The organism is Prosthecobacter sp. (assembly GCF_029946185.1).
Lineage (GTDB): Bacteria > Verrucomicrobiota > Verrucomicrobiia > Verrucomicrobiales > Verrucomicrobiaceae > Prosthecobacter.
In genome coordinates this window covers 1-18,162 of record NZ_JAQSEA010000101.1, presented here as the reverse complement: position 1 = coordinate 18,162, position 18,162 = coordinate 1, and the positions used below count along the sequence as shown (strand labels likewise).

19 protein-coding genes are annotated in these 18,162 nt (G+C 59.4%); 6 read left to right on the top strand and 13 right to left on the bottom strand.

The window, feature by feature from the left end:
- Positions 1–4 precede the first annotated feature (4 nt).
- Complete coding sequence (pbpC, locus tag PSV43_RS07720; RefSeq protein WP_300195221.1) at positions 5–2,308, top strand: penicillin-binding protein 1C; 2,304 nt, start codon at positions 5–7, stop codon at positions 2,306–2,308.
- A gap of 12 nt (positions 2,309–2,320) precedes the next feature.
- On the opposite strand, the gene PSV43_RS07715 is transcribed toward pbpC, so the two are convergent.
- Positions 2,321–2,866, bottom strand: coding sequence for an MOSC domain-containing protein (locus PSV43_RS07715; RefSeq protein WP_300195219.1), 546 nt, complete (start codon positions 2,864–2,866; stop codon positions 2,321–2,323).
- 142 nt (positions 2,867–3,008) lie between these two features.
- On the opposite strand from PSV43_RS07715, the gene PSV43_RS07710 reads away from it, so the two are divergent.
- A complete protein-coding gene (locus tag PSV43_RS07710; RefSeq protein ID WP_300195217.1) occupies positions 3,009–4,826 on the top strand; it encodes an FAD/NAD(P)-binding protein in 1,818 nt (605 codons plus the stop codon).
- On the opposite strand, the gene PSV43_RS07705 is transcribed toward PSV43_RS07710, so the two are convergent.
- Positions 4,823–5,332 (bottom strand): methylated-DNA--[protein]-cysteine S-methyltransferase, encoded by a 510-nt coding sequence (locus tag PSV43_RS07705; RefSeq protein ID WP_300195215.1) that lies wholly within the window; start codon positions 5,330–5,332, stop codon positions 4,823–4,825. The two genes, PSV43_RS07710 and PSV43_RS07705, sit on opposite strands and share 4 nt — an antisense overlap.
- Before the next feature lie 136 nt (positions 5,333–5,468).
- Between PSV43_RS07705 and PSV43_RS07700 the strand changes: the two genes are divergently transcribed.
- Together PSV43_RS07700 and PSV43_RS07695 are read left to right on the top strand one after the other, a co-directional pair.
- Positions 5,469–6,932 (top strand): DNA-3-methyladenine glycosylase 2 family protein, encoded by a 1,464-nt coding sequence (locus PSV43_RS07700; RefSeq protein WP_300195213.1) that lies wholly within the window; start codon positions 5,469–5,471, stop codon positions 6,930–6,932.
- A gap of 245 nt (positions 6,933–7,177) precedes the next feature.
- Positions 7,178–7,330, top strand: a complete 153-nt coding sequence (locus PSV43_RS07695; protein ID WP_300195211.1) for a helix-turn-helix transcriptional regulator — start codon at positions 7,178–7,180, stop codon at positions 7,328–7,330.
- A gap of 103 nt (positions 7,331–7,433) precedes the next feature.
- Here PSV43_RS07695 and PSV43_RS07690 read toward each other — a convergent pair whose 3' ends face one another.
- The 4 genes from PSV43_RS07690 to PSV43_RS07675 form a co-directional block, all read right to left on the bottom strand.
- Positions 7,434–9,266: a DUF1549 and DUF1553 domain-containing protein gene (locus PSV43_RS07690; protein ID WP_300195209.1), complete on the bottom strand. Its 1,833-nt coding sequence runs from the start codon at positions 9,264–9,266 to the stop codon at positions 7,434–7,436.
- Positions 9,267–9,340: 74 nt separating this feature from the next.
- Positions 9,341–10,714, bottom strand: a complete 1,374-nt coding sequence (locus tag PSV43_RS07685; protein WP_300195207.1) for a DUF1501 domain-containing protein — start codon at positions 10,712–10,714, stop codon at positions 9,341–9,343.
- Between the two features lie 172 nt (positions 10,715–10,886).
- The gene (locus tag PSV43_RS07680) at positions 10,887–11,273 is read right to left on the bottom strand and encodes a nucleotidyltransferase domain-containing protein (protein ID WP_300195205.1); all 387 of its coding nucleotides are present in this window, start codon (positions 11,271–11,273) and stop codon (positions 10,887–10,889) included.
- Between the two features lie 65 nt (positions 11,274–11,338).
- On the bottom strand, positions 11,339–11,830 hold the full coding sequence (locus PSV43_RS07675) for a GNAT family N-acetyltransferase (RefSeq protein ID WP_300195203.1): 492 nt from the start codon (positions 11,828–11,830) through the stop codon (positions 11,339–11,341).
- A gap of 137 nt (positions 11,831–11,967) precedes the next feature.
- Between PSV43_RS07675 and PSV43_RS07670 the strand changes: the two genes are divergently transcribed.
- Positions 11,968–13,050, top strand: coding sequence for a Gfo/Idh/MocA family oxidoreductase (locus PSV43_RS07670; RefSeq protein ID WP_300195201.1), 1,083 nt, complete (start codon positions 11,968–11,970; stop codon positions 13,048–13,050).
- 78 nt (positions 13,051–13,128) lie between these two features.
- The gene (locus PSV43_RS07665; RefSeq protein ID WP_300195199.1) at positions 13,129–13,992 is read left to right on the top strand and encodes a TIR domain-containing protein; all 864 of its coding nucleotides are present in this window, start codon (positions 13,129–13,131) and stop codon (positions 13,990–13,992) included.
- Between the two features lie 28 nt (positions 13,993–14,020).
- On the opposite strand, the gene PSV43_RS07660 is transcribed toward PSV43_RS07665, so the two are convergent.
- The 7 genes from PSV43_RS07660 to PSV43_RS07630 all read right to left on the bottom strand — a co-directional run bounded on the left by PSV43_RS07660 (position 14,021) and on the right by PSV43_RS07630 (position 18,162).
- Entirely contained in the window at positions 14,021–14,431 is a 411-nt protein-coding gene (locus PSV43_RS07660; protein WP_300195197.1) for a type II toxin-antitoxin system VapC family toxin, read from the bottom strand.
- 30 nt (positions 14,432–14,461) lie between these two features.
- A complete protein-coding gene (locus PSV43_RS07655; RefSeq protein ID WP_300195195.1) occupies positions 14,462–14,695 on the bottom strand; it encodes a hypothetical protein in 234 nt (77 codons plus the stop codon).
- Positions 14,696–14,832: 137 nt separating this feature from the next.
- The gene (locus tag PSV43_RS07650; RefSeq protein ID WP_300195193.1) at positions 14,833–16,059 is read right to left on the bottom strand and encodes a Gfo/Idh/MocA family oxidoreductase; all 1,227 of its coding nucleotides are present in this window, start codon (positions 16,057–16,059) and stop codon (positions 14,833–14,835) included.
- Positions 16,060–16,307: 248 nt separating this feature from the next.
- Positions 16,308–16,598 (bottom strand): 30S ribosomal protein S6, encoded by a 291-nt coding sequence (rpsF, locus tag PSV43_RS07645; protein WP_300195191.1) that lies wholly within the window; start codon positions 16,596–16,598, stop codon positions 16,308–16,310.
- Between the two features lie 19 nt (positions 16,599–16,617).
- Positions 16,618–17,232 carry an aminoacyl-tRNA hydrolase gene (pth, locus tag PSV43_RS07640; protein ID WP_300195189.1) on the bottom strand — a complete coding sequence of 205 codons (615 nt, stop codon included), beginning with the start codon at positions 17,230–17,232 and terminating at the stop codon, positions 16,618–16,620.
- Between the two features lie 21 nt (positions 17,233–17,253).
- Positions 17,254–17,940 (bottom strand): 50S ribosomal protein L25, encoded by a 687-nt coding sequence (locus PSV43_RS07635; protein WP_300195187.1) that lies wholly within the window; start codon positions 17,938–17,940, stop codon positions 17,254–17,256.
- 60 nt (positions 17,941–18,000) lie between these two features.
- Positions 18,001–18,162, bottom strand: coding sequence for a hypothetical protein (locus tag PSV43_RS07630; RefSeq protein ID WP_300195262.1), 162 nt, complete (start codon positions 18,160–18,162; stop codon positions 18,001–18,003).

Genomic DNA, 18,162 nt, shown 5'->3' with positions numbered 1-18,162 from the left:
GGCCATGCACACGCTTCACCGTATCCTGCGCTGGTCTGGCGCGGCGCTGCTGCTGGTGGCGCTGGTCTGGCTGCTGCTGCCGGAGCCGGTGCTGTATCCACCGGAGTTTCGTTTCTCGCGCACACTGGAAGATCGCAATGGCAGGCTGCTGCATCTTGCCCTGACGCCAGATGGCAAATACCGCCGCTACACGCCGCTGGCCGAGATCAGCCCGGCCTTGATCAATGCAACGCTGACGCTGGAAGACCGACATTTTTACGATCACCCCGGAGTGAATCCGCTCTCGATGCTGCGCGCGGCGTGGGGTGTCGTTTCAGGCTCGACACGCGGCGGTGGCTCCACCATCACCATGCAGCTTGCGCGACTGCGCTACGATCTGCACACACGCACGCCCTGGGGCAAGGCCTGGCAGATGCTGCGTGCGATGCAGATGGAGAAGCATCACTCAAAAGACGCGATCCTGGAAGCGTATCTCAATCAGGCACCTTACGGCGGGAACGTGGAAGGCGTGGGCGCAGCTGCCCTGCTGTGGTGCGGCAAACCAGCGAAACAACTGACCCTGCGAGAAGCGGTGACGCTCTCTGTCCTGCCGCAAAGCCCGACAACGCGAAGGCCGCGTGTGACGGGTGAAAACGCGAGCCTGGCCGCCGCACAGCATCGCCTGTGGGATCGTCTGCGTGAGGAGCGCGGCGTACCTGCCGACCCGCTGGATGCGGCGTTCACACTGCGGCAGTTGCAGCCTGTGCCACGTGAGGCACCACATCTGGCACGACGTTTGTTTGCCGGAAAGCCGGTCGAAGACCGCGCCAGTTCCGGAGTGTCACTGCGCTGCACTTTGGATGCCAACCGTCAGCATGGTGTGGAGCAGGCGGTGAATGATTACGTGGAGCGCAAACGCGAGGTGGGCATCACCAATGCCTGCGCGCTGCTGGTGCATGCGCCCTCGCGCGAGGTGCTGGCCTATGTGGGTTCCAGCCGCTTTCTCGACAGCAAGATTCAAGGCCAGGTGGACGGCGTGCTGGCGCGGCGTTCTCCGGGCTCGGCGCTGAAGCCCTTCATCTATGCCATGGCGATGCAGCAGGGACTGATTCATCCCCACACGCTGCTGCGCGACGGGCGCATGGCCTTCGGCAGCTACAACCCGGAAAATTTCGACCGCAACTTTGCCGGCCCCATTTCCGCCGGAGATGCCCTGTATCACAGCCGCAACATTCCAGCCGTGGCATTGGCCCAGCAACTTGATGCGCCGGGCCTGTACGGCTTTCTCAAAGAGGCAGGCGTGGCGCTGCCGCAGCCTGCGGAGTTTTACGGCCTCTCACTGCCTCTCGGGGGTGGTGAGGTTTCGATGGAGGAACTGGCCGAAATGTACGCGCTGATGGCGAGCGATGGCGTCGCCAGACGGTTGAACTACTTCAAAGCAGAACAGGCCGTAAAAGCAAAACCACTCATCACCGATGAGGCGCGTCATCTCACACGCGAAATGCTGCGCACGCGTGAAGGCGAGCCGGTGATGGATGACCCCGCAGTGACATGGAAGACAGGAACCTCGCACGGCTTTCGCGATGCCTGGGCGGCGGGCATGCGCGGGGAATATGTGCTGGTGGTGTGGATCGGTAATTTCAACGGCAAGTCCAACCCGGCATTCATCGCCCGCGAGTGCGCGGCACCGCTGCTGTTTGAAACGTTCCGGCATCTGCGCCTTCCGATGAAACGAGAAAATTCGCCCGCCGGAGTTTCACAGGTGGAACTGTGCGCGGTCTCTGGCCAGCTTCCCACCCCGCATTGCCAGCACCGCGTGCAGGGCGGATTCATTCCCGGCGTCTCACCCATCACTCCCTGCGACATCCATCGCGAAGTGCTGATCGATGCCGCCACTGGCCTGCGCGTGGCGCGGGACGATGGCAAGCATGCCTTGAAACACGAGGTCTTCGAGTTCTGGCCGCCGGACCTGCTAGAGATGTTCAAGCTGGCCGGTGTTCCCCGCAAAACACCACCACCACTGGAAGCAAGCGCTGAATCACTCGCCGCCGCTGATGCGGGCGCGGTGCCAAAGATAGTCTCGCCGCGTGCCGCCCTCGTTTACACCCTGCAAGCCTCCGATGCCGCTCGGCAGACAATCCCTCTGCGTGCGGACACAGCTCCCGGCGTGAACCGCGTCTTCTGGTTTGCCGGACCTCGCTTTCTCGGTGCCAGCGATCCCGCCACACCCGTCATGTGGGCCGCTGCCGCTGGCAAATGGCACGTGCATGTGCTCGATGATCAGGGCCGCAGCGCTGCCGTGGAGGTGCGCGTGGAAATGGTGCCGTGAGGCGCACCGCATTTAATCAACGTGCAGCGTGCCGCTGCTGATGATCTTGGCTCTCAGCCCACCGCGAAACTTGCCTTTGAGAAAGTCCTCCCCACCCGGAGCGATCGCGCGGTCCATCCAATGGCAAGGCTTGCACTCCTGGCTTCCTTCGAACTCCACACCTTGGAAAACGAAGCGCTTCCCCATCCATTGCTGCAGATCAATTCCGCGCACGATCAAGTTGCGGCGGAAGACCGAGGCGGGCAGTCGCGCCAGTTTGAAGTGATGGCGCACCTCCTCGACGATGGCGATGTCAAAGAAAGTGGCCTGCCCCTTGAAGTCGGGCCGGAAGCCAAAGTAGCGGTCACCGCGCAAGCCCATGCCGGCCACGCACTCGATCTCCTCGACCTCGGTAATGCCACTTTGAAAACGTCCCGCGCCCTGCTTGCCCCAGTAATCGTGGCCGGATGAAATATAGATGTGGAGCAGCCGGGCATCCCAAACCGTCACATCGGGCAGCTTCAGCGTTGGAGTGGCGGACGGTTCGTCAGCCTCTGTGTTCTCCGTTCCATTAGCCATAGAAGTCACCGTATCACTTCGTCCGGGCGGGCTGCTCCGGCTGTATAGACCAGCGCATGAAACTGATCGTGGGCAATCTGTCGAATCTTCCGCGCACTCATGCCCCGGAAAACGATTCAAAGAGCGTGAGACGCTACACCGAATGAATCACCACGAACATCTCGCCATCATTGGAAGTGGCGCCTCCTCGATCTACCTGCTCAAACATCTGCTGGATCAGGCTCCGCTCCTCAGGTGGCAGGTGTGCAAAATTTCCATTTTTGAAAAGAGCAGCATCACGGGAATGGGCATGCCGTACAGTCCGAAGACAACGGACGTGTTTAACATGTCGAACATCTCCTCCGAAGAACTGCCGGAACTGCCTGTGACATTTGGCGACTGGCTGCGCTCGCAGGAGCCCGCTGTTTTGAAAAACCTGCATCTCGAGGGTGTAACGATCAGCGACAGCGAGGTTTACAGCCGCCTTGCGCTGGGCCGCTACCTGCATGCACAATACCTGACTCTTATTGCAAGCCTTGCAGAGTGCGGCATTGAGATCCTCGAACATCCCGGCTGTGAGATCATTGATGTGCAGGACCAGCCATGTGGGGAGTGTGTGGTGCTGACCACCTCTCAAGGCGCGGAGCATGCCTTCAACCGGGTCATCATTGCAACAGGGCATTGCTGGGCCGACGACAAGCCGGAGTCGGGCTTCTACGCCTCTCCCTGGCCGATCTCCAAACTGCTGCCGAGGGAGGGAGAACATCACAATCATGCCATTGGCACCTTGGGCGCATCGCTCAGCGCCTTTGATGTCATCACATCGCTGGCCCATCGGCACGGCGACTTTGTCTTGCATGAAAAAGGAAAAATGACCTTCCGTCCGCATCCCGGAACAGAGAACTTCCAGATCATCATGCATTCAGGCCATGGCTTGCTGCCACACCTGCAATTTGATCAGGAGGAGCCCTTTCGGGAGATCTACCGCCATGTGGATCGCGAGGGTATTTTGAGCCTCATCAACGACCAGCGTTTTCTCCGCATCCATACCTTCTTTGAGCAGGTGTGCCGTCCCGCGTTGCGAAAGGCCTTTGAAAAAGACTCCATGCCCGAGCTTGTGTCCTTGATGGATGATTCTCAATTTGGCCTGGTGGAATTCGTCGAAAAAATGACCGACAAGCACGATTACTCAAACGCGTTTGATGGCATGGAACAAGAGATGGTGGAAGCGCGGAACTCGGTGCTGAATCATAAACCCGTGCACTGGAAGGAGGTCATCGACGACCTGATGTACACGCTCAATTTTCATGCGGAGCTCATGCCTGCCGAAGATCATCTGCTGCTGCATTCCAAGGTGATGCCGTTCCTGATGAACGTCATCGCCGCGATGCCCCTGCCCTCCGGCAACACCATCCTCGCACTCCACGATGCCGGCAAGCTTGAGATGGTCTCCGGCAGAGTGTGCATTGCCGACAATCAGACTGAGCAAGGCATGACCAAGATCATTATTGATGATGAGGGCGTGGAATCGTCCATGAGCTATCGCATGTTCATTGATTGCAGCGGCCAGAAACCGCTCGAACTGGAGGACTATCCCTTTCCAGGCCTTGTCAAAAACGGCTCGGTGCGTAAAGCACGGGCCGCATTTTGCGACTCGAAATCAGTAGCCGATTCGCTGCCGGATGAAAAGAAGGCGCATCTCTTCAAAGACGGAGACGACTTGTTTTACCACATCGGCGGGATCGACATCGACGGCACCTACCGCGTCATCGGCAGGGACGGGAAACCCAACTCGCGGATTCACGACATCGCCTTCCCGCACACCTCAGGCATTCGGCCTTACTCGTACGGGTTGCAGGCCTGCAGCGACACCAGCGCCATTCTGGTGAGGGCCTGGGTGGAGGAGATCAAAGGCGCCGCCCCGGTGGAAAACGATATCGTCGAAATCACAGAGATCTACGAGAAGGTACAGGCCGCTTAATCCAGATTCATCACTGGTTGGTGCAGGCCGTTGGACTCCAGGCGCAGCAGAAGTTCCTTGGCCGTGAGCCCCCCCGCAAAGCCCGTCAGCTTGCCATTGGAACCAATCACGCGATGGCACGGCGCCACGATGGAAATGGGGTTCCTGCCATTGGCTGCACCCACGGCACGCACCGCCTTGGGACTGCCCACCTGCATGGCGATCTGCGCGTAGCTGCGTGTCTCGCCAAAGGGAATGGTCAGCAGCGCCGCCCAGACTTTCTTTTGAAACTCGGTGCCAGCGAAATCGAGCTTGAGGGAGAACTTCTTCAGCCTGCCCGCGAAGTAGTCACACAATTGCCGCTCGGCTTCCAGCAGCACGGGGTGAGTCGTATTTTCTTCCAGCGGACTGAGCCTCACACGCTTCGGATCATCGTTCTCCCACAGGATGGCCGTGAGTCCGTGATCATTGGCCACAAGGGTCAAGTTGCCTACCGGAGACGGCGTGGTTTTGTAGAAGTATGTCATGGGCAAAATTTGGGTGTGCTGCCACGATGCCCGTTCTTAACAGAAACGCTGGCCGTTTTCGGACATGGAAACAAAAAGAATGTGATGTCCGAAAACGGCCAGCGAGACAAGGCATAAAGGTTACCATGCAGCAGCAATGACAGCCATAGACGACAACGCCGCCTACAACGCGATAACTTCCCGGGATCCTCGTTTCGACGGCGTGTTCTTTGTCGGCGTCACATCCACGGGGATCTACTGTCGGCCCATCTGCCCCGCCAAAAAACCCCGGCGTGAGAACTGCCGTTTTTTTCAAAGCGCCGAGGCAGCGGAGAAGGACGCATTCCGCCCCTGTCTCCGCTGCCGCCCCGAGCTGGCACCGGGCAGTGCACCGGTGGACAATGCGCAGCGCATTGCGCACCTGATTGTGCAGCGGATCGACGAAGGGCATGTGGATGATGGCGCAGGCCTTGAAGAAATCGCGGCTGACCTGGAGCTCAGCTCGCGGCAGTTGCGCCGCATTGTGCAGAAGGAGCTGGGAGTGTCGCCCATGGAACTGATCCAAACCCGTCGCCTGCTGCTGGCAAAGCAGTTGCTGACAGAGACCAAGCTGCCCGTAATCGACATCGCCTTTGCCAGCGGCTTTTCCAGCCTGCGTCGTTTCAATGCGGCCTTCAGCTCCCACTACCGCATGCCACCCACTCGGCTGCGCAAAGAAGCAGAGGTGCATCATGGCAAAATCAACGCCGCCGACACCTCGACCCTGCAGCTCACCTACCGCCCGCCCTACGACTGGGAGGGGATCATCAAATTTCTCAGCGGCCGCGTGATCAAGGACGTGGATTTCGTCAGCGGCGGAAGTTATGCGCGCACCATTTTTCTGGGGCAGAGCAAGGGCTGGATCCGTGTGACCCATGCGCCGGAAAAGCGCGCGCTGTTGGTCGAGTTCACCCATTCACTGACCTCCGTATTACCAGCCCTGCTCGGCAGACTGCGCAATCTCTTTGACCTTGCCGCACGCCCCGACCTCATCGCGGCGCATTTGATGCAGGACCCCATGCTGAAAGAAGGCGTCATGAAAAATCCCGGCCTCCGTGTGCCCGGTGCCTTTGACGGTTTTGAACTGGCCCTCCGGGCGATCCTAGGGCAGCAGATCACAGTAAAAGCCGCCACCACCTTGTCCTGCCGGTTTGCAGAGGCGTTCGGAGAAAAGATCGAGACACCTTTTCCTGAGTTAACCCGGCTGTCTCCCCTGCCCGGGTGCGTGGCTAGAGCCACTGTGGATGACATTGCCAGACTCGGCATCGTCAGCGCCCGTGCCCGCTGCATCCTCGCCCTCGCTCAAGCGGTTCATGCTGGAACGCTATCTTTCGAAGCAGGCACAGATCCCGAAGCCGCCATCGCTCGACTAGTGGCTCTTCCCGGCATCGGCCCTTGGACCGCTCACTACATCGCCATGCGCGCCCTGCGCTGGCCGGATGCCTTTCCCAAAGAAGACATCGTCGTACGCAATAACCTCGGCGGCGTCACCGCCCGGCAGGCCGAAGAGATGTCCCAGCCCTGGCGTCCTTGGCGGAGCTATGCGGTGATGCATGTGTGGAACCGCACGGTGAATAAGTAACACCTTCAACTCGATCATGTTCCTAACCGTTAGATGCCTGGCGTATGAAAGCACCAATCCTTTCGGCTGTTCTACACATTGCATACTGCTCGCTAGGATCAGCATCTGATACGCTGGCAGAAATGCCGGCCATACGCTCGCGGGCTTGTTTTGGAAGCAGCGATGTGGAGCGAATATGCTGCCCTTATAGAAACTGCCCACTCCAGTCAATGAACGCTGGCGGGCATTCAGGTGTCAGCATCTCCATGACCGACAAACCCAACCTCACCCCCAAAGAGAAAGAAATTCAGAGCCTCTTCGCCCGAGGGAAAACCCCCGACACCATTGCCATCCGTCTCGGCATGAAAATGTCCAAGGTGCTGATGGTGATATCGCTGATTCCCAAGCCGGTGGTTTGAGCGAGAAATGACGTGGGCTGCGGACGAAAATCTGGCCAGCAAGAAAGGGAGGCATTGAACAGGCATGTCCCTGCATTCATCGGAGGGAGCCTCCAGTGAAATTCTAATCCACATACACAAACTCGTTCGAGTTCAACAGGGCAAGGCAGTAGTCTGCCAGAGCCTCACGAAAGCCGGGAGTGAGGGCAGTTTGTTTTTGCAGAAACTTCTGGCCGCCCGCGATCTCCTGAGCCGTGGGCGGGCGGGAAAGGCAGCGCAGGGTGGCGGCGGTGATGAGCGCGGTGGCATCGGAGCCGTGCTGCTCATTCAACTGCGTGGCGATCTTTGTGGCGATGCTGTGGGCAAAGTCGGAATTGAGCAGCATGAGGGCCTGCGGGGCGGTGGTGGAGGCATTGCGGCGGGCGCAGGAGATCTGGGCATCCGGGCGGTCAAAAAGTTCGAAGAGCGGGTGGCGCAGATTCCGCCGTGCGAAGGTGTAGATGCTGCGGCGGGTGTGCTCGCTCACGTCCTTGGTGGGTTCGGACTGGTTCTTGAGCAGCGTGCTGCTGATCTCTTTGGGCAGCGGGAGTTTCACGCCGGGTCCGCCGGTTTTGAGATTGAGCTGACCGCTGACGCTGAGCATGGCATCGCGCAGCATTTCGCCGGTGAGACGCGTTGGGGCGGGGAGCTTTTGCTGATAGGTCTGCGACATGACGATGACCTTGTGCAGGCGCTTGAGGCTCCAGTTTTGGCGCGGCAGTTCGGCGGCCAGCCAGTCGAGCAGCGCGGGGTTATTTGGAGCTTCGCCCTGATGACCAAGATCGCCGGGAATGGCGGCGAGCGGTTTGCCGAAGTGCTGCTGCCAGAGGCGGTTGGCCATGGTCCGGAGGAAAAGGGCGTTGTCCTTGCTGGCGAGCCATTGTGCGAGTGCGGTGCGGTCGGCCTTGGCTGGTGTGGCACCGAAGACGCGGGGAAAGGCGGGCTGAATTTCGGGGCCGGGACGTTTGAAGTCACCACGCACAAAGACGGTGCTGGCGGGGATGCCTTCGGTGTAGATGCGGACGGCGGGACCGAGGGGCTTGCTGGTCTTGGTCAAGACGGTGTTGTCAAAGAAGGCGCGCAGCCGGTAGAAGTCTGCCTGGCTGATGGGATCGTGGGGATGATCGTGGCACTGGGCGCAGCCGACGGTGAGGCCGAGGCCCACCGCGCCGACAGTGGTGGCGATGTCGTTGAGAATGACATGGCGGCGCTCGTTTTGATTGTTGAGATCCGGCATGTCCGGGCAGGAAAAGAGGAAGCCGGTGGCGGTTTCGTCCCCCATCAAATCGCCGGCGATCTGATGCTGCACGAAGGCATCGAAGGGCATGTCGCGATTGAGCGCGTCGATGACCCAGTCGCGGTAGTGCCAGGCGCGATTGCGTTCGGCATCGTACTCAAATCCGTCCGTGTCGGCGTAGCGTGCGAGGTCGAGCCACCACTGCGCCCAGTGCTCCCCGTAGCGTGGGGAGGAGAGCAGTTTGTCCACGAGCGATTCCAATGCGGAATTCGGAGTTTGGAGTGCGGAATCTTTAAAGGCGGTGACTTCTTCGGGCGTCGGTGGCAGGCCGGTGAGATCGAAGGTGAGGCGACGGATGAGGGTGGCGGGATCGGCGGGGGCTGCGTTTGTTTTTACGAGAGCGTCGAGTTCGTGGCTTGCGGGCTGCCAGTCTAAACTGCGCGCTGGGGCTGCTGCCTTTGGCAGGGGTTTGAAGGCCCAGTGCTCCTTGTCCTGAGCTTTGATCGGGGGTTCATCTTTGACGGGATCGGCGGAGGCGTGGATGGAGACGGCGTGGGCATTGCCCGCGATAAGAAGCAGACTAAGAGCGAGGGGGATGAAGAGGGACTTGGGGCGCGCGATTTTGCCGCAGAGGGGCGGAGGAGCAGAGGGGGCAGAGTCTTGATTTAAAAATCTCTGCACCCTCTGCCTCTTTGCCCCTCTGCGGCAAATCCGAACGTCCCCGCCCTCACCTTGGTTCGCATTGTCCATGGTGCTCATGCGAGGATGCCCTTCACCACATCGCTGCCTTCCACACCCGTCAGCTTTTGGTCGAGGCCGTTGAGGCGGAAGGTGAGGCGTTCGTGATCGAGGCCGAGGAGATGAAGGATGGTGGCGTGGAGATCGTGGATGTGGACTTTGTCCTGGGTGGCGCGCAGGCCGAAATCATCGGTGGCGCCGTGGATGTGGCCGTGCTTGACGCCCGCTCCCATGAGGACGGTGGTGAAGCCCCAGGGATTGTGATCGCGACCGATTCCTTTTTCGCTCATGGGCATGCGGCCGAATTCACCGCCCCAGATGACGAGGGTGTCCTCCAGCAGGCCGCGTTGTTTGAGATCGCGCAGCAGACCGGCCACGGGCTTGTCGGTGCGGGCGCAGTACTCGGTGTGATTCTTGAGCACGTTTTCGTGGGCGTCCCAGCCGTTGGTGTCGCCGGAGTAGAGCTGCACAAAGCGCACGCCGCGCTCGATCATGCGGCGTGCCAGCAGGCAGCGCGTGCCGAACTCTTTCGTGGTGGCGTCGTCGATGCCGTAGAGTTTTTGGGTGGCCTCGGTCTCGCGTGAGATGTCCACCGCTTCCGGAGCAGCACTCTGCATGCGGAAGGCGAGCTCGTAGCTACGGATGCGGGCGTCGAGTTCGCTGTCGGCGGCGTGCTGCGCGAGATGCTGCGCATTCATCTGCTGGATGAGATCCAGCGTGGCGCGCTGGCGTGTGCTGCTGTGCGGGCTTTGCAAATCGAGGATGGGACTGCCGCCGGCGCGCATGGTGGTGCCCTGATAAGTGGCGGGCAGGTAGCCGCTGCCCCAGGCGGGTGGTCCGCCCTTCAAGCCGCCGCCGGGATCTGGCAAAACGACGAAGGCAGGCATGTCGGCGTTTTCAGAGCCGAGGCCATACGACACCCAGCTGCCCATGCTTGGCCTGCCCATCTGGATGGAGCCGGTGTTCATCTGATAGACGGACTGCGGATGGTTCACGCTGTCGCCATGGCAGCTGCGGATGACGCACATCTCGTCTGCCAGCTCCGCCATGTGGGGGAGGAAGTCGCTGACCTCGATGCCGCTCTGGCCGTACTTGCGGAAGGGTTTCACCGGCGCGAGCAGCGGATTTTGAGCGACCTTGCGCCGTGTCTCGACGGCACCGTAGCTGTCTGGCAAAGGTTTGCCCGCATGGCGGATGAGTTCAGGCTTCGGATCAAAGAGATCTACGTGGCTCGGCCCGCCGTGCATGAAGAGCCAGATGACGCGCTTGGCCTTCGCGGGGAAGTGCGGTTGCGAATCTGCCATGAGATCCGACAGCGCGACGCTGGACAAGCCCATGGCCGTGCTGCCGAGGAAGCGGCGGCGGGACAGGTGAGCATGGTCACTGTGCATGGCGTGAAGACGTTCGCTGCGCGCCGGTTCTAGCGGGTTGCGTGGAAAAGGTCAAGAGTGGGGCTGGGGCGGCCATGCTGAGACAAGGCCATGCGCACGATTTGTTTCACCGCTATGCGGTTCCGCTGAGGTGAATGGGGACTGGGCGCGTACCGTGGGTTGGCACCCACGGCTACGGTTGTGGCAGCCCTACAGGCTTGTTGTAGAATGATGCGGTGCCGGTGGAGCAGTGGAGCGAATACACGGTTACGGGCGCTGCGAGGATGGCGCGGCGGCGATAGGGATTGCGGCTGCGCTCGACTGCTGGGCGGCTGAGCAAATCGACGGGATGTCCGAGTTGCTGCTCGAGGTCTTCTTTCAAACCTCCCATTTCCAGCAGGCCCGCATTCGCCTGGGGCAAAAATTCGACGAGGAAGTCGTAGTCGCTGCCATCATGGGCTTGTCCATTGGCACGAGATCCAAACAACTCCATTCGCGCGACGGCGTGGCGCTGACAGACAGTCTGGACCGCTGCGCTGAGACGCTGCAAGTCGGGCCGTGCTGGAGGTGACTGGAACACGCAGAAGCATAACCGCCCGCACCGGCTGCGCAAGCTTGCTGCACTGTATCCAAGCCGTGGAAGCTCTACAGCATCTTCTGCATCCACAGCACATCGAGCCAGCGGCCGTGCTTGTGCCCGACTTCCTTGAGGTGGGAGACTTTGACGAAGCCGAATTTGGCATGCAGGGCAATGCTGCCGGCCTGATCGGCATCGATGCCGCCGAGGACGGTGTGATGGCCGATCTTTTTAGCCAGCGCGAGGAGCTCGCCGAGCACCAAGCTGCCGAGGCCTTTGCCCTGGTGCTCGTGATGCAGATAGATGGAATCCTCCACGCTGTGGCAGTAGGCTTGGCGCGGATGAAAGCGGCTGAGGGAGCCCCAGCCGATGACGATTTCATCCTCCTCGGCCACGATCACGGGATGCTCCGGGCCGTGTGCGTCAAACCAGTCGCGCCGTTCCTCCGCTGTGCTGGGCACGGTTTGGTAGGTGCAGGTGCTGTGCTCAACGTAGTGATTGTAAATCGCGTTGATGGCCGGGAGGTCGGCGAGCATGGCGGGGCGAGTGGTGACTGGCATGCGGCAGGTGGGGTGAGGCGAACTATGAACGGTGTCGGTTGGCAGGCTCTATTTTCAAATCTTGACTCGGTGGCTCTGAATCTCCATTCTCGCGGCCCTCAGTCAAATTCACCAATCAACTTAACGAACACATTTATATGGCCATCAAAGTCGGAGTCATCGGAGCAGGCGGCATGTTGCAGTATCACGCGGCGGGTTTCCGCCAGGCGGGCGCGGAGATCGTGGCCGTGGCCGATGCGGCTCCGGGGGCGGCAGCCCGGGCGGCGGAGAAGTACGGCATCGCCACTTCTTATGAATCCGTGGAGGCCATGCTGAAGGGCAGCCCGGAGATCAAGGCGGTGAGCGTGATCGTGCCTAACAAATTTCACAAGCCACTGGTGATTCAGTGCCTCAAAGCTGGCAAGCACGTCTTCTCTGAGAAGCCCCCGGCGCTGAATGCGAAGGAGGTGAAGGAAATCATCGTGGCCGCGAAGGCTGCTGGGAAGAAAGTTCTCTTCAACTTCAACAATCGCGCACGTCCTGAGTCCCGGGCGATGAAGCAGTACATCGACGATGGTGTGGTGGGCCGAATCAATTCTGCGCAGGCGAAGTGGATCCGCCGCACGGGCATCCCCGGCTTTGGCGGCTGGTTCACCACCAAGGCGCTGGCCGGTGGTGGCGCGCTCATCGACCTGCTGCACATGGTGGACCTCGCCATGTACTTCATGGGCTACCCCGAGCCTGCCTACGTGATGGGCCAGACCTTCACGGACTTCATCCAGGACAAGCAGTTCAAAGGCCCCTGGGGCATCCCGGACCGCGTGGGCGGCACCACCGATGTGGAAAACGCGGCGCACGGTTTTGTGATGTTTAAGACCGGACAGGTCCTCAGCCTTCAGGTCTCCTGGGCTGAGATGATCAAGCGCGAGGAAGTCTCCGTGGTCTTCCAGGGCACCAAGGCCGGCGGCAAGGTGGAGCGCCTCTTCGCCATCGACGGTCTGGACAACACCGCCATCGACAGCTGCGAACTCTACGTGCAGGAAAACGGCAACAGCGTGGACCGCAAAATCACCGTCCCCGCCTGTGAAGACATGGGTCGCATCGGCTCCGCCGCGAACTTCATCGAAGCTCTCGAAGGCAAGGCCCCCGCCCTGAACACCCCCGAGGAGGCCCTGCGCCTGATGCAGGTGATCGACGCCGTCTATGCCTCCGCGAAGTCGGGCAAGCCGGTGACTATTTGAGCTGACGGATGATTCACAATGACGGGGAGAATGAGCGATGGTGCTTGTTCTCCCCGTTTTGCTAACCAACGATGGAAAATGAGCAATTCTCCAGAATACGACATGGCGCTTTCCTTCGCTGGAGAAGATCGCTCATACGTGGACATGGTTGCCGAGAATCTGAAATCTCTTGGTGTACGGGTGTTTTACGATGAATACGAAAAAGCCGATTTGTGGGGCAAGGATCTTTATGTTCATCTCACTCAAATCTATCGGACAAAGGCCCGTTACACTTTGATGTTTTGCTCAAAGCATTACGCGAATAAGTTATGGCCGAACCATGAACGAAAAGCTGCTCAGTCTCGAGCATTCGAAGAATCCGCAGAATACATCCTGCCTGCAAAGTTTGATGATACTGAGATTCCAGGGATGCTGCATACGACTGGCTACATCGACCTGAGAAAGCACTCGCCTATGGAGGTGGCATTCCTGGTTTGTGAAAAGCTCGGCATCGAAACGAGAAAGATAAAGGCGAATCGAGTTCCTTCGCCAAAGTGCCCTGGTGAAGCTGGCAAAGCTGAGTTTGATTACTCCAGCCACGACGGAAACTTCAGGATAGGCGATGGGTTGTTCGAAATTGAAACTCGCTGGAGCAAGTCAAGTGACCGTTCAATCCAGTGTTCCTCCAATGGCTCTGGAGTTCGAGGCATTGCGGTCGCTCCTAAAGGAGCACGTCTGACTGATTTGACTAATGTTGCCGATTTGGATTTCACGAGCCAAAATCGAAGACCTGAAATTGGGAGGTTTGTCGTGTTCCAGAACGATAGAGGGATTTATGGGGTGATACAAATTCTGGAAATTGATGACGATTCTCGTGGAAAGCCGAAGGACCGATTAAAGTTTGAGTATTGGATTCTCAGGGATGGCACTGCCGATTTTTCGACGCTCTCCCCAAACCCTTAGTGCGGTGAATTTCCGCAGGTTCCGCCCTTCACGGCAGAACCGTGAAACCCAGATGCAATGCGGCGGCACGCTGGCGGATGTCTGCAGAAATGAATTCTTGTTCGCCTGCCAATTTGGCTGAGGCCAGATGCAAGGCATCATTGGTACGCACGAAAACAGGCGGCGAATGCAAGAGGCAGCGGCGCAGCACGGCTCCATATTCGGCCTCCAGTGCTGAAGTGAGGGGTATTTCCACAATGTCCCCGTTGGCGATGTCGGCCAGCATGTCCTGGTATAGCAGGTCGGCTTCACCCACGGGCAATGCATTCTCGCTCTCGCGCCGAAAAAAAGCGGCCTGTGCTTCGTGTCGGGCGATGAACGCGGTGACAAGAGGTGCCGACCTCGCGGCTAGAGCGACAAACGATGTGCTGTCGGCTTCGGCCAGCAAAAGCTTCAACAAGGCTGATGTGTCCCAGTGTGCCATCGGAGATCAGTTGCCCCGAAGGTCATCCATGATTTGTTGCAGTGGCGTCCCCGGTTGGCCGGTACGTCCACGTTCGCGTCGCTCCACAAGACGTTGCAGCCACGCTCGCCGTTCTGTGGTCGCTTTCGTGACAGGTTTGAAATTTTTGGACACCTGCGATTGCAGCCAGACGAGAAGACACTCCTGCTGCTGTGGCGGGAGTGTGGTCACGGCGCTTTCGATTTCGACCAGAGTACTCATGGTCGGATTATGCCATGACAGAGAGATGTCGGCAAGCTTGGCATGGCAGGGAGGCAGGTAGCGTCCCCGAACGCGCCCCTCAACAAAAAGGGGAGAACGAGCGCATGGCCCGTTTTCCCCGTGAATGATCTCGCGTATTACGCCAAACCACCGCGATCGCTCGTCAGCGTCGCATCGCCATACTTCGCACGCGTCGTCGGAGTGTAGTCCAGCGGGGTCCAGGCGGCGTTGTTCGCGGAGGAGGCGACGACGGCTTCGATGAAGGCCATGCCTGCGACGCCTTCTTCAATGGTCGGGTAGTCCATGTCGAGCGGGTTCGGCGCGGTGCCAGCGCTCACAGCACGGACGTGGTTGGCGAAGTTTTTGTAGATGTTGGCGAAGCCTTCCAGGTAGCCTTCGGGGTGTCCGGCAGGGGTGCGGGAGCAGGCGGCGGCGGCGCTGCCGAGGTAGCCCATGCTGGTGCGGTAGATCTGTTTGGGCTTGTCCAAGGAGGTGACGATCATCGTGTTGGGATCAAGCTGGGACCATTCGATGCCGCCGAGGGAGCCATAGACGCGGAGGCTGAGGTTGTTTTCACAGCCGATGCTGATCTGGCTGGAGTGCAGCACACCCTTGGCACCGTTGGTGAAGCGCAGCAGCACGTTACCATCGTCTTCCAGACGGCGGCCTTCTTTGGCGAGGAAGATGGTGAGATCGGCAGCGAGCTCCTTGATGTGCAAACCGGTGACGTATTCGGCGAGATTGATGGCGTGAGTGCCGATGTCTCCCATGCAGCCAGCGGCACCGCAGATGGCGGGATCGACGCGCCAGGAGGCCTGCTTCTGCCCAGTGTTTTCCAGCATGGTGGCGAGCCAGCCCTGCGGGTATTCAACGACGACTTTACGGATCTCGCCGAGTTTGCCTTCTTCGATCATCTGCCGGGCCTGACGCATGAGCGGGTAGCCGGTGTAGTTGTAGGTGACACCGTAGAGCTTGCCAGTGGTCTTGACGATCTCCGCGAGCTCCTTGGCCTGCGCGAGGTTGAAGGTGGCGGGCTTGTCTGAGAGTACGTGGAAGCCGGCCTCCAGCGCGGCTTTGGCAGCAGGGAAGTGCAGGTGGTTTGGCGTGACGATGGAGACGAAGTCCATGCGCTTGTCCGCAGGCAGCGCGGCCTCGGTGCGGAGCATCTCTTCGTAGTTGGCGTAGCAGCGCTCGGCGGGCAGAAAGAAATCAGCGCCGCTGTCCTTGGAGCGCTGTGGGTCGGAGGAAAAAGCGCCACAGACGAGTTCAATCTGCTGATCGATTGATGCTGCGATGCGGTGGACGCCGCCAATGAAGGCGCCGCGTCCGCCGCCGATCATGCCATAACGAATTTTCCGGCTCATAAAAAGTAGCTGTTCTAAAGTTTGGGGTGGGTGAGAAAGAGAAAGCGAGTGTGCGCAGAGGCTGCGGAGGGTCAAGTCCATCCACACCCGGAAGAGGCGGGGCCAAGGAAAACCTCAACAATCAAAAATCGGATCTTCGACAATCCATAGGGAACGCGGCGTCATACGGCTCCACTCATCACCAAAAACAAAACCCCGGCTCGCGCATGAACGCGAAACCGGGGTGATGAAAAAAACGACTGGGCGGACTACGCGCTGCGCTTCAGGTAATACTGCTGATACACGTTTTCGTTCAGCTTCAGCTTGGAACGAAGGCTGTCCAGGGCGGCAGGTTCACCGGAGAACTGGATGTTGATGAAGTGACCACCTTCAACGTGACGTGGGTTGAAGGGAAACTTGCGTTTGCCCATGTTGTCGATCTGCTCAAGCTTCAGGCCGGACTTTTCCATGTCCTTGCTGATGGTGCTGACGAGGGAGTCAACGGTTTCTTCTTTGCCTTTGGTGTCGAGCACGATCAGTGCTTCGTATTTGCGGTTCATAGATGTATGTTTCGTTGGGTTAAGATTCGGGTTGTCGGTTGAAGAGATTCATGGCGTTTTCCAGGCCGCGATCAACCGCAGAAAGCACGGCATCTGCAGCTCGCTGGATGACGATTTGCAGCTCAGTCTGCTCCTCGGTGCGGAATTTGCCCAGCACGTGGCCCACCATGCGTTCCCCGGCAGGGCGGCCATCCGCCGCTGAAATGCCGACTTTCAGTCGTGGAAATTCGTCTGATCCGAGCGAGGCGATGAGGGATCGGATGCCATTGTGTCCGGCAGCGGAGCCGCTGGTGCGAAAACGCAGACGGCCCAGCGGCAGATCGACATCGTCGTAAACCACCAGCGTTTGCGCGGGTGAAGCTTTGTAGAAATGCCCCACCGACTGCACAGCACGACCGCTTTCGTTCATAAACGTAAGTGGCTTGAGCAGATAACCACCCGTGAATTTCGCCACCAGACCTGACCAGCGTTTTTCCTCGCGGAAAGCGGCTCCCATGCGTCTTGCTATTTCGTCCAGCACCATAAATCCAATGTTGTGGCGCGTGTCGCGGTAGGTTTCGCCGGGATTGCCGAGGCCCACAATGAGACGCGGCGCATTCACGCCGCTGCTCGTTGTATCCGCGCTGGAAGCCACATCGTGGGAAAGGTGCAGAAATTACTTCTTGGCAGCTGGCTTGGCAGCAGCGGCAGGGGCTGCAGCGGCAGCCTTGGCACCAGCAGCGGGCTTGGCTGCGGCGGCAGGCTTGGCTCCAGCAGCGGCAGCAGTAGGCTCGGGTTCAACTTCGACCTTGGGCGCTTCGCACATCACGATGACGACATCGCCACCCAAGTTGCAGCTGACACCTTCAGGGAACTTGATTTCGCTAACGTGGATGCCTTGGCCGACTTCGAGGGCGCTGACGTCGATCTCAATGCTTTCTGGCAGATCCTTCGGAAGGCAGCGCACTTCGATTTCGTGATGGATCGCTTCCACCATCCCACCTTGCTTCTGGCCTTTGGCTTCACCAATCGTCGTGACAGGCACATTGGCGTGAATTTCTTCATCGGCGGCCACTGCGTGGAAATCGATGTGCAGAATGCCACCACGAAGGTAGTCGTGCTGCACTTCCTGCACCAGCGCCAGCTGCTCTTCTCCGGCGATCTTCAGCGAGACAAGAATATTGTCCGAAGCGCTGCCTGCGAGAAGCTTCGAGAAAGTTTTGCCGTGCACCTGGAGGCTGGAAGGCTTCACCTTGCGACCATAGAGGGCAGCTGGAATGGTGCCTGCCTTGCGCATGCGTTTGACGGCGCTGGTACCGGATTGAGTGCGGACTTCTGCCTGGAGATCGAGAATTTTAGCCATGGTCGGGGTTCCTCACTGGAGGAGATTAAGTTTTGGAAAAAGGGCGCGGAGAATACACGCCTACCCCCGCGTGTCAAACAGGGATGTGACAGACTCGTTCCCGTGGATGCGGCCGATGGCCTGCGCCAGCAGCGGGGCGATGTCCAATGCGGTCACTTTATCCCCCGTTGCCTGCGGCGTCGAATTGGTCGCCAGCAGCTCCACAATAGGCGAGTTGGAGAT

What these genes read in the sequence shown, in the direction of transcription:
- pbpC (WP_300195221.1), top strand. Translation starts at nt 5, where the DNA reads ATGCACACGCTTCACCGTATCCTGCGCTGGTCTGGCGCGGCGCTGCTG.
- PSV43_RS07715 (WP_300195219.1), bottom strand. Translation starts at nt 2,866, where the DNA reads ATGGCTAATGGAACGGAGAACACAGAGGCTGACGAACCGTCCGCCACT.
- PSV43_RS07710 (WP_300195217.1), top strand. Translation starts at nt 3,009, where the DNA reads ATGAATCACCACGAACATCTCGCCATCATTGGAAGTGGCGCCTCCTCG.
- PSV43_RS07705 (WP_300195215.1), bottom strand. Translation starts at nt 5,332, where the DNA reads ATGACATACTTCTACAAAACCACGCCGTCTCCGGTAGGCAACTTGACC.
- PSV43_RS07700 (WP_300195213.1), top strand. Translation starts at nt 5,469, where the DNA reads ATGACAGCCATAGACGACAACGCCGCCTACAACGCGATAACTTCCCGG.
- PSV43_RS07695 (WP_300195211.1), top strand. Translation starts at nt 7,178, where the DNA reads ATGACCGACAAACCCAACCTCACCCCCAAAGAGAAAGAAATTCAGAGC.
- PSV43_RS07685 (WP_300195207.1), bottom strand. Translation starts at nt 10,714, where the DNA reads ATGCACAGTGACCATGCTCACCTGTCCCGCCGCCGCTTCCTCGGCAGC.
- PSV43_RS07675 (WP_300195203.1), bottom strand. Translation starts at nt 11,830, where the DNA reads ATGCCAGTCACCACTCGCCCCGCCATGCTCGCCGACCTCCCGGCCATC.
- PSV43_RS07670 (WP_300195201.1), top strand. Translation starts at nt 11,968, where the DNA reads ATGGCCATCAAAGTCGGAGTCATCGGAGCAGGCGGCATGTTGCAGTAT.
- PSV43_RS07665 (WP_300195199.1), top strand. Translation starts at nt 13,129, where the DNA reads ATGAGCAATTCTCCAGAATACGACATGGCGCTTTCCTTCGCTGGAGAA.
- PSV43_RS07655 (WP_300195195.1), bottom strand. Translation starts at nt 14,695, where the DNA reads ATGAGTACTCTGGTCGAAATCGAAAGCGCCGTGACCACACTCCCGCCA.
- PSV43_RS07650 (WP_300195193.1), bottom strand. Translation starts at nt 16,059, where the DNA reads ATGAGCCGGAAAATTCGTTATGGCATGATCGGCGGCGGACGCGGCGCC.
- rpsF (WP_300195191.1), bottom strand. Translation starts at nt 16,598, where the DNA reads ATGAACCGCAAATACGAAGCACTGATCGTGCTCGACACCAAAGGCAAA.
- PSV43_RS07635 (WP_300195187.1), bottom strand. Translation starts at nt 17,940, where the DNA reads ATGGCTAAAATTCTCGATCTCCAGGCAGAAGTCCGCACTCAATCCGGT.